The organism is Candidatus Pelagibacter communis, from assembly GCF_001179945.1.
In the GTDB taxonomy this organism is placed as follows: Bacteria; Pseudomonadota; Alphaproteobacteria; order Pelagibacterales; family Pelagibacteraceae; genus Pelagilacustribacter; species Pelagilacustribacter ubique_A.
The window spans coordinates 1-8,642 of record NZ_CVSG01000080.1 but is presented as its reverse complement, the minus strand read 5'-3'; the positions used below and the strand labels follow the sequence as shown (position 1 = coordinate 8,642).

Genomic DNA, 8,642 nt, shown 5'->3' with positions numbered 1-8,642 from the left:
AGCTAATAAGCGAAATAACTTTTGGATTAGACTCAAAACCAATAGAATACTCAAATTCAATTAAGAAAAATTATCAGAGAGTAAGCGCTAAAGGAAAATTTAATTTCGATAAGCAAATTTACCTTTATAGCTTGAACGACAGTGGAAAACCTGGATACGATGTAATTACTCCTTTTAGAACAGACAAAAATCAAAATGTTTTAATTAATAGAGGTTGGATTCAAAAAGAATTAAAAAACAATCCAGGCATAAACATCAAAGCAGAAAATGATGAAGAGATAATTGGCCTTTTAAGAGAAATATATAAACCAAGCATATTTAAACCAGACAATGATATTAAAAACAATATTTGGTTTTCACTAAATTTAGAAGATTTAAAAGAAGCTACAGGAGAGCAATTTAATAAATTTGTAATTTTTTTAGAAGATAATCAAGTTAAGTTACCTACACCTAAAAAGATTAGTATAGATGTGCCAAATAATCACCTTAAATATGCTATAACGTGGTATGCAATATCAATTTCAATAATTTTTTATTATTTATATTTTAGAAGAAAAAAATGAATTATTTTAGCACAAGGGACAAATCTTTAAAATTTAGTTTTAAAGATATTTTCTTAAGAGGTCTCGCACCAGGTGGTGGGCTGTTTTTGCCTAATGAAATAAAGAAGTATAACCAAGAAGAACTTAATTATTTAAGTAAGTTAAGTTATAATGATCTTGCAACAGAAATTATCTTTAATTTTTGTTCAGATGAAATTAAAAAAAAAGAACTTAACTCACTAATACAAAAATCTTATAGTAGTTTTAAAGAAAAAGAAGTCGTAAATATAAAAAAAATCGGAAATATAAATCTTCTTGAACTTTATCATGGACCTACTTTAGCTTTTAAAGATATTGCAATGCAACTAATTGGAAATATGTATGACCATTTAGAAGTCGCAAAAGATAAAACTGTAAATATCGTTGTTGCTACTTCAGGTGACACTGGTTCAGCAGCTATAGCAGCATTAAGTAATAAAAAAAATATCAATCTTTTTGTTCTGCATCCGCATAATAAAATTTCAAGTATTCAAAGAAAAATTATGACAACAATCGGTGGAGCCAATATTTATAATATTGCTATTGAGGGTTCATTTGATGATTGTCAAAAAATTGTAAAAGAACTTTTTAATGAAAATAGTTTTAGATCAAAAATAAATATGTCAGGCGTAAATTCTATCAATTGGGCGAGAATTGTTTGTCAAATTGTTTATTATTTTTATTCTTTTTTTAAATTAAAAAAAAACAATATTAGCTTTTCTGTGCCAACTGGTAATTTTGGAGATATTTATGCTGGATATGTTGCAAAAAAAATGGGTTTACCAATAAATAAACTTATAGTTGCTACAAATAAAAATGATATTTTACAAAGAGTCATTAATACAGGTGAATATAAACCTGGTATAGTGAAAGCGACTATTACACCAAGTATGGATATTCAAGTTGCCAGTAATTTTGAGAGGCTGCTTTATTACATATTAGATGAAAACGATAGTAAGGTGGGGTCATTGATGAGCGATTTGTCATCAAAAAATTTATTTAATTTAGAAAGAAGAGAAATTGATAAAATAAAAAAAGATTTTGAGGCAGTAAAAGTTACAGATGAAGAGACAGTATCTATAATCGATGAAATATATAAAGAACATAAATTTATAATTGATCCTCATACTGCTACTGGAGTAGGTGCAGCAAAAAGTTTTAAAAATTTAGGAGATATAATTGTTCTTGGCACAGCTCATCCTTTCAAATTCAGTGATACTATAAAAAAAGCTATAGGAAAAAATTTAGACTCACCTGAACATCTAAAATTGAATATGGATAAAAAAGAAACATTTGATATTATTGGTAATTCAAATTCAGAAGTTAAAAATTATATTTTGGGTAAAATACAATGAGAATAAATATAGGAGATAAATTACCTAACTCTGAATTATTTTATCTTGACCAAAATAATGATGTTAAAAAAATTGATGTTTTAGATCTATGCAAAGGCAAGACTATAATTTTAGGTATGCCTGGAGCTTTTACTAAAACTTGTTCGGCTCTTCATCTTCCTGGGTATATAAAAAATTATGAACTAGCTATTAAAAAAGGAATTTCAAAAATTATATGTATCGCTGTGAATGATCCAAATGTTATGAAGGCTTGGGGCGAAAATCAAAATGCTGGAAGTAAAATATTCATGGCTGGTGATCCTTTTCTTAAATTTACAAAAGCTATCGGAGCAGAAGTAGATAAATCCGAAAAAGGATTAGGAATTAGATCAAATCGTTACACTATGTTAGTGGAAAATGGTGAAATTAAAAAAGTAGAAGAAGAAAAAGAAACAGCTAGTTGTGAATTATCTTCAGCTGAAAGCTTTTTAAAATCTATTTAGTTTTCAAAACTGCTAATTCATCAACAAGATTATTATATTTGTTACCAGCATGTGCCTTAACCCATTTCCAAGTAACTTTATGCTTTAGACAAGCATTATCCAATTTAATCCAAAGATCTCTATTTTTAACTGGTTTCTTATTTGAACTTTTCCAATTATTAACTTTCCACTTTTTAATCCAATCGGTTATTCCATCTTTTACATACTTCGAGTCAGTAAAAATTATAATCTCTGATTTCTTTTTTATTTTTTTTAATGCCATAATTGGAGCCATTAACTCCATCCTATTATTAGTTGTATTACTCTCACTTCCAGAAATACTTGATTGATTAGAATCATTTAATATGATTGCCGCCCAACCTCCTTTCCCAGGATTTCCAGAGCAAGCACCATCAGTATAAATTTTTAATTTCATTAAAAGAAATAATCCTCATGATTTTTTGCATTCTTGTGAAATTCTAATCTTTTTAAATATTCCATTGGATCTTTTACTTTGACTATTGCTCCTTCTACTTTATTTAATGCATCAAATACTCGAGTTAGCAAGAATCTTAAAGCAGCACCTTGAGATAAAACTTTAATATTTTTTAATTCATCGTGAGATAATTTTCTTACAGATGTATATCCATCTATAAATTTCTTTGCTTTAGTAACGTTGAAACTTAAATTACTTTTTAAACCGTCAAAACACAAAGCGTTAAAACAAATAGCGATTTCAAAGGCAAAAAAATCCTCACATGAAAAATAAAAGTCAATTATACCACTTAACTTATCTTGAATAAAAAAAATATTATCTTGAAATAAATCTGCATGGATTATTCCTCTTGGCAAATTTTTTGGCCAATTTTTTTCAACATCATCAAGATTTTCCTCAATTAATCTTGGCAGATCTTCATGTATATTTTCACACTTATCTTTGACTGAATTAAATAATTTTCTCCATGAATTTACGGATAGGTCATTTTGTCGTTTTAATTTTAAATTTTTTGTGAGCTCATGCATTTTAGCTATTTCACATCCGATTGATTTACAATTAGCTGGAGATAGATTTTTTTTTGCCTTTCCCTCAAGAAATGAAACGATCATTAATTTTTTCCCCTCAAAATTTGTAATAGTGTCATTATTATTATTGGAAATAGGAGCAGGGCATTTGAAGCTAGCTTTATTTAAAGATGACATAAGATCAGAAAAAAAAGGAAGATCAGGAGATTTAACTCTTTTTTCGTAAATAGTTAATATAAATTTTTTTTTATTAACCGATAAAAAATAGTTTGTATTTTCAATACCTTCTTCAATTCCTTTGAACGAGTCCAATTTACCTAAATTATAGTAAGATAAAATTTCCTCAATATTTTTTTGATTTAACTTTGTATAGACAGCCATTAATTGAGTTCTTTCGGCAATTTAAATACAACCTTTTCTTCCGCAACTATTACTTCTTCAATAGAAACATTTCTATCTCTTTTTAAACTGTTCAACAAAGTTTGAACAAGCTTTTCTGGTGCAGATGCTCCAGAGGATATCCCAATAATTTCAGAATTTTCTATTTCATTAAAAGGAATTTCTTTTTCAGAATGCATTAAATGAGATTTATTACATCCCGCTTTTTTTGCAACTTCAACTAATCTAACAGAATTTGACGAATTACGGCTACCCACTACAAAAAACATATCACACTTGGAAGCTATCTCTTTTACTGCGGACTGTCTGTTAGTAGTTGCGTAACATATATCCTCTTTAATGGGCCCTTTAATTTTTGGAAACTTATTTTTAAGAGCTTCAATTATTTCAGCTGTATCATCTACAGACAAGGTTGTTTGAGTAATATATGCAAGAGGTTTTTTAAAATCATTTTCTTTTAGCAGATCAACATCATTTTTTGTCTCGATTAATTTAATTGATCCTTTTGGGAGCTGACCCATTGTACCAATAACTTCAGGGTGATTTTTATGTCCGATTAATAATATATCGAAACCATTTTTATTTAATTGTTCGGACTCTCTGTGAACTTTTGAAACTAATGGACAAGTTGCATCTACAAAGGATAAATTTTTTAATTTAGCTTCTTCTGGAACTGACTTTGGAACTCCATGAGCTGAGAAAATTACAGGCCTACTTGCGTCATCTATGTCAGATAATTCATCAACAAAAATTGCACCTTTTTCTTTTAACTCTTCAACAACCTGTTTATTGTGAACTATTTCATGACGAACATATACCGGTGCTCCAAACTTGCTGATAGATTTTTCAACTATTTCAATTGCTCTTTTAACTCCAGCACAAAATCCTCTTGGTGACGCTAAATAAATTTTAAGTTCTTTTTTCATTTTTTTCTAAAAGATATTCTAACAATATATGCGGAAAAGTAAGTGACGCCAAACCAATAAATATTACCTTATAAATAGCCTCATCAAGCTTATAAAAATTATTTAAAAAATATATTGTAAATAAAAATATTACTGCAGTAACAAAAGTTAAAGGAATAGCTTTAACTATAAATTTTTTAAAACCTGTCTTAAAAGATCTATCCAACTCAAAAATAAGAGTAATCGAATGCCTGATTGAGTGAAGAAAACAAAAATAAATAGTGAAAGCTAAAATAGGCGACAAAAAAAGATTTAGTATTATTAAAGAAAAGAAGTCCATGATCATGACGCCTTTTAGATTTGCATTTTCATTCTTTGCAATATACATAGATGATAAAAAACCAAGACATAACATTCCAATTAAAAATTCATTACTAAAAAATCCTGCTTCAAAAACTTTGAAATTTAGAATCCTAAATATTTCAATAGTTTCCTCTCTCTTTAATAATAATGGAGCCATAATCACTGTTGATCCTTTTAAGAAGAATAAAATCTCAGATATGAAAAACTTTTTTCTAAAAAAAAATACTGTATCTTCTTTTCCAAAATGGTAGGCGGCTACAATCAAAAATACAAATAAAATTGTATTAGGAAATATCAACCATAATATTATTATCAATGATGAGATCAATACATAGGCAAGATAAAAGAATACATTTTGTTTGTATCCAAATAATTTTAAAAGCTTTTTTCCTTTGATATTATCTAATGCACCGTGAGAAATTCCTAAAATTAGAATTAAAAATAAGCAAAATATAACTGGTTCAAAATTAAGCAATATATAAAGAGGGCTTATCAAAATACAAAAATTAAAAAATATAATTGAGTGCTTAGAGTTAATATTTTCCATTAATTAAACAATGCTTTTAAAAATATTAATTTTGGCATTTTGCTAATAATATTTATATCCTCAATAATATTACTTTTATTTGATAAAAATTTTATAATTGTATTTGAAGACGTTTTAAACATATTAAAAAAAATTTTAGGCATCTTTTCTGGATAATTTTCTAATACTCTCAGAAATACTTTATCTAAAAATAGATATTTTTTTCCTATGGAGAACATTTTTGCCTTATTAATATTTTCAATATTTTTTACAATATAACGACTATGTTCTTGAATGTTCAAAAAAGTATAACCTGTACTTAACCGAGTCATCCCTCCAGCTGATCCAATATTAATTATTTTGTTATTATTTCTTAGTGTCGGAGAAAATAGTGGTATAGCTCCTTTTTCAGTAAAATTTATTTTATAGTTTTTTATACCCAGATTATTCTTAATATAATTTTCTAATTGAAGGTCATAATCTCTGAGGCTCTGATCCTCTAAATCTGATAACCAAGTAGTTTCAATCAAAGCTTTATTTTTGCTGAATGGCAATGTGTAGAAAAAATGTACATCTTTTCTCTGATCACAATTAAAATCCATTAAGTTTATTATTTCCTCATCAAAAATGTTCTTAGGTGTCTCTATCTCAACACCTTGAAAGTGTTGCCACAACCCAGATTTATTAAGTTCTTTTTCAAAAATACTATTAAAAATTATAGAATTTTCTGAATTGACCTCATTTAGATTTCTAAAAAAACTAACATTAGAATTTGTGGAGAGTTTTGAATTAATCTTTTTATAAAATTTTCCGCTATCGATACTTTGATAAGGAAATTTTTTATTTGTTAGTTCATTAGAGTTTTCAGCAGTATTTATTGTAAAATTATTCCAACTTTTAATTACACAATCTTCAAAATTATGATTAAATACTTTCCAGAATGACCAAGTTTTGTCTCTCTTATACTCTTCACGGGTTTCAATTATTGCTAAAGTTTTCTCCTTTAACTTATCATTTATTTCAAGCTCATAGGCCAAAGATAAACCCGCGCACCCACCTCCAACAATAATATAATCAAATTCTCTCATTTAAATTAATCTCTTGTTCTAAAATATTATGATTTAATTGATTGTCGTAATTATAATTTTTTATGAATAATAACTTAATAAAGTCAATAATAGATAACAAAGTCTGAATTATCTTTTCAAATACCGGGACATAGATTTTGCCGGCCTTATTGTAATTATCTATGTTATTTTGTTTAAGAATGTAGTCACCTATTTTTCTATAAACCCGTCTTGCGACAATAACTGAAAACCTATTTTTAACTGGTATACTGCTAATAGATGTAAATGATTTTTCGTAAAATGTTTGAGACTCATCTATAATAGCTCGTATTGATGAAAAATCGTGTTTAACATATTGTCTATTACGCGCTTTATCTTCACAAACATCTCTAGCAATATTAGTAAGTTGCATGGCTATCCCTAAATCAATCGCGCCTCTTAGAGCCTCTTTATTTTCTACTTTCATTATTTTTGACATCATTAATCCGACTGTTCCTGCTACTCTATAAGAGTAAACAAGCAACTCTTTTTTTGAATTAATCACCACTTTCTCCTTTAAGTCTGTTTCAACTCCATCAAATAAATCTATTATTACTTTTTTAGATATATTTTCACTATCAATAACTGACCACATATCTTTTATAATTTCATTATCTAGATTTTTACCCTCAAAATCTTTTTTAAATTTTGAGAAAATTTCTCTCTTTGAGTAAAGATTATTATTAGTATCTACTATATCGTCTAATGTTCTACAGAAATTATATACAGATGAACATTTGTCTAATGTATTTCTTGAAAGAAAAAAACTTGCCCAATAAAAAGATTTAGCATGTTTTTTTAATAAATTACTTTTCATTAAAATAATTTGTCTAAAACTTTTGCTGATGAAAGAACACCGGGCATTCCAGCACCTGGATGTGTACCCGCACCAACAAAGTATAAGTTTTTATATATTTCAGATTGATTATGAAATCTAAAATAAGCTGACTGAGAAAATTTAGGCTGAATTGAAAATCCAGATCCATAAAGAGTTGCTAGATCTATTTCGAAGTAATCAGGTGTTAAATAAAAATCACTTACCACATTATCTTTAATACCAGGCAGAACAGATTTATCCATTTTTTCTAAAACTAAATTTTTAAATTTATTGCCTTCTTCGATCCAATTTACTTTAGACAAATTATTTGGCACTGGAACTAATACATAAAAAGCATCTTGCCCTTCTGGAGCCATATTAGGATCTGTTGCTGATGGTCGATGTAAATAATAGCTTATATCATCAGAAAGTATTTTCTTTTCAAAGATTTTATCAAGATGTTTTTCATAAGACTCACCAAAATAAATTGTATGATGTGCGACATCATTATATTTTTTTTTAGAGCCGAAATAATAAACAAATAATCCCATTGAATAATCCATTCTTTTCATTTTTTGCTTAAATAAAAAATCATAATCATCTTTTGATTTTATCAAGTTATTATAAACATTAGGCGGATCTGAGTTACAAATTACATAATCACTATTAATTATTTTTGAATTGTTAATTTTAATACCTTTAACCTTTTTGTTTTCTGTAATTATTTCTGTAACTTCAGCGTTTTTAATAATTTTTATATTTTCCTCAATCATTAGTTTTTCTAAAGCTTTCACAACACTTCCGGTCCCTCCCATTGAGTAGTGAATACCCCACTTTTTCTCTAAAAATAAAATCAATGTATATATCGAAGTAGTGCTGAAAGGATTACCACCTACCAAAAGTGGGTGCATACTAAATACTCTTCTTAATTTTTCATTAGATATATAGTTCGAAACCAAACTATAGACTGACTTATAACTTTTTAACTTTAATAGAGATGGAATTTGTTTCATCATAAATACTAAATTATTAAAAGGTTTATCAGATAAATCTGTAAAACCTTTATCAAAAATTTTCTCGGTAAAATTTACTAAATTTTTATATCC

Annotated in this window: 10 protein-coding genes; 3 read left to right on the top strand and 7 right to left on the bottom strand. The window is 27.4% G+C overall.

Annotated elements, in window-relative coordinates:
- The 3 genes from AMN78_RS03725 to AMN78_RS03715 all read left to right on the top strand — a co-directional run.
- A partial coding sequence (locus AMN78_RS03725; protein WP_075534246.1) for an SURF1 family protein occupies positions 1-563 on the top strand: 563 nt, incomplete at its 5' end.
- A complete protein-coding gene (thrC, locus tag AMN78_RS03720; RefSeq protein ID WP_075534245.1) occupies positions 560-1,936 on the top strand; it encodes a threonine synthase in 1,377 nt (458 codons plus the stop codon). The genes AMN78_RS03725 and thrC, both read left to right, overlap by 4 nt.
- The gene (locus AMN78_RS03715) at positions 1,933-2,418 is read left to right on the top strand and encodes a peroxiredoxin family protein (RefSeq protein ID WP_075534244.1); all 486 of its coding nucleotides are present in this window, start codon (positions 1,933-1,935) and stop codon (positions 2,416-2,418) included. Before thrC ends, AMN78_RS03715 begins: the two co-directional genes overlap by 4 nt.
- On the opposite strand, the gene rnhA is transcribed toward AMN78_RS03715, so the two are convergent.
- The 7 genes from rnhA to crtI form a co-directional block, all read right to left on the bottom strand.
- Positions 2,411-2,833: a ribonuclease HI gene (gene rnhA / locus AMN78_RS03710; RefSeq protein WP_075534243.1), complete on the bottom strand. Its 423-nt coding sequence runs from the start codon at positions 2,831-2,833 to the stop codon at positions 2,411-2,413. The two genes, AMN78_RS03715 and rnhA, sit on opposite strands and share 8 nt — an antisense overlap.
- Positions 2,833-3,801, bottom strand: coding sequence for a homoserine kinase (locus AMN78_RS03705; protein ID WP_075534242.1), 969 nt, complete (start codon positions 3,799-3,801; stop codon positions 2,833-2,835). The genes rnhA and AMN78_RS03705 overlap by 1 nt, the downstream gene beginning before the upstream one ends.
- Positions 3,801-4,745, bottom strand: a complete 945-nt coding sequence (gene ispH, locus AMN78_RS03700; RefSeq protein WP_075534241.1) for a 4-hydroxy-3-methylbut-2-enyl diphosphate reductase — start codon at positions 4,743-4,745, stop codon at positions 3,801-3,803. Before ispH ends, AMN78_RS03705 begins: the two co-directional genes overlap by 1 nt.
- Positions 4,729-5,634, bottom strand: a complete 906-nt coding sequence (locus AMN78_RS03695; protein WP_075534240.1) for a Brp/Blh family beta-carotene 15,15'-dioxygenase — start codon at positions 5,632-5,634, stop codon at positions 4,729-4,731. Before AMN78_RS03695 ends, ispH begins: the two co-directional genes overlap by 17 nt.
- Entirely contained in the window at positions 5,634-6,701 is a 1,068-nt protein-coding gene (locus AMN78_RS03690; RefSeq protein ID WP_075534239.1) for a lycopene cyclase family protein, read from the bottom strand. Before AMN78_RS03690 ends, AMN78_RS03695 begins: the two co-directional genes overlap by 1 nt.
- Complete coding sequence (locus tag AMN78_RS03685; RefSeq protein ID WP_075534238.1) at positions 6,688-7,536, bottom strand: phytoene/squalene synthase family protein; 849 nt, start codon at positions 7,534-7,536, stop codon at positions 6,688-6,690. The genes AMN78_RS03690 and AMN78_RS03685 overlap by 14 nt, the downstream gene beginning before the upstream one ends.
- Positions 7,536-8,642, bottom strand: a 1,107-nt coding sequence (gene crtI, locus AMN78_RS03680; protein ID WP_075534237.1) for a phytoene desaturase family protein, incomplete at its 5' end; no start/stop codon positions are given. The genes crtI and AMN78_RS03685, both read right to left, overlap by 1 nt.

Excerpts from the sequence above, each read along its gene's own strand:
- AMN78_RS03690 (WP_075534239.1), bottom strand. The coding sequence starts at position 6,701 with ATGAGAGAATTTGATTATATTATTGTTGGAGGTGGGTGCGCGGGTTTA.
- ispH (WP_075534241.1), bottom strand. The coding sequence starts at position 4,745 with ATGAAAAAAGAACTTAAAATTTATTTAGCGTCACCAAGAGGATTTTGT.
- AMN78_RS03695 (WP_075534240.1), bottom strand. The coding sequence starts at position 5,634 with ATGGAAAATATTAACTCTAAGCACTCAATTATATTTTTTAATTTTTGT.
- rnhA (WP_075534243.1), bottom strand. The coding sequence starts at position 2,833 with ATGAAATTAAAAATTTATACTGATGGTGCTTGCTCTGGAAATCCTGGG.
- AMN78_RS03705 (WP_075534242.1), bottom strand. The coding sequence starts at position 3,801 with ATGGCTGTCTATACAAAGTTAAATCAAAAAAATATTGAGGAAATTTTA.
- thrC (WP_075534245.1), top strand. The coding sequence starts at position 560 with ATGAATTATTTTAGCACAAGGGACAAATCTTTAAAATTTAGTTTTAAA.
- AMN78_RS03685 (WP_075534238.1), bottom strand. The coding sequence starts at position 7,536 with ATGAAAAGTAATTTATTAAAAAAACATGCTAAATCTTTTTATTGGGCA.
- AMN78_RS03715 (WP_075534244.1), top strand. The coding sequence starts at position 1,933 with ATGAGAATAAATATAGGAGATAAATTACCTAACTCTGAATTATTTTAT.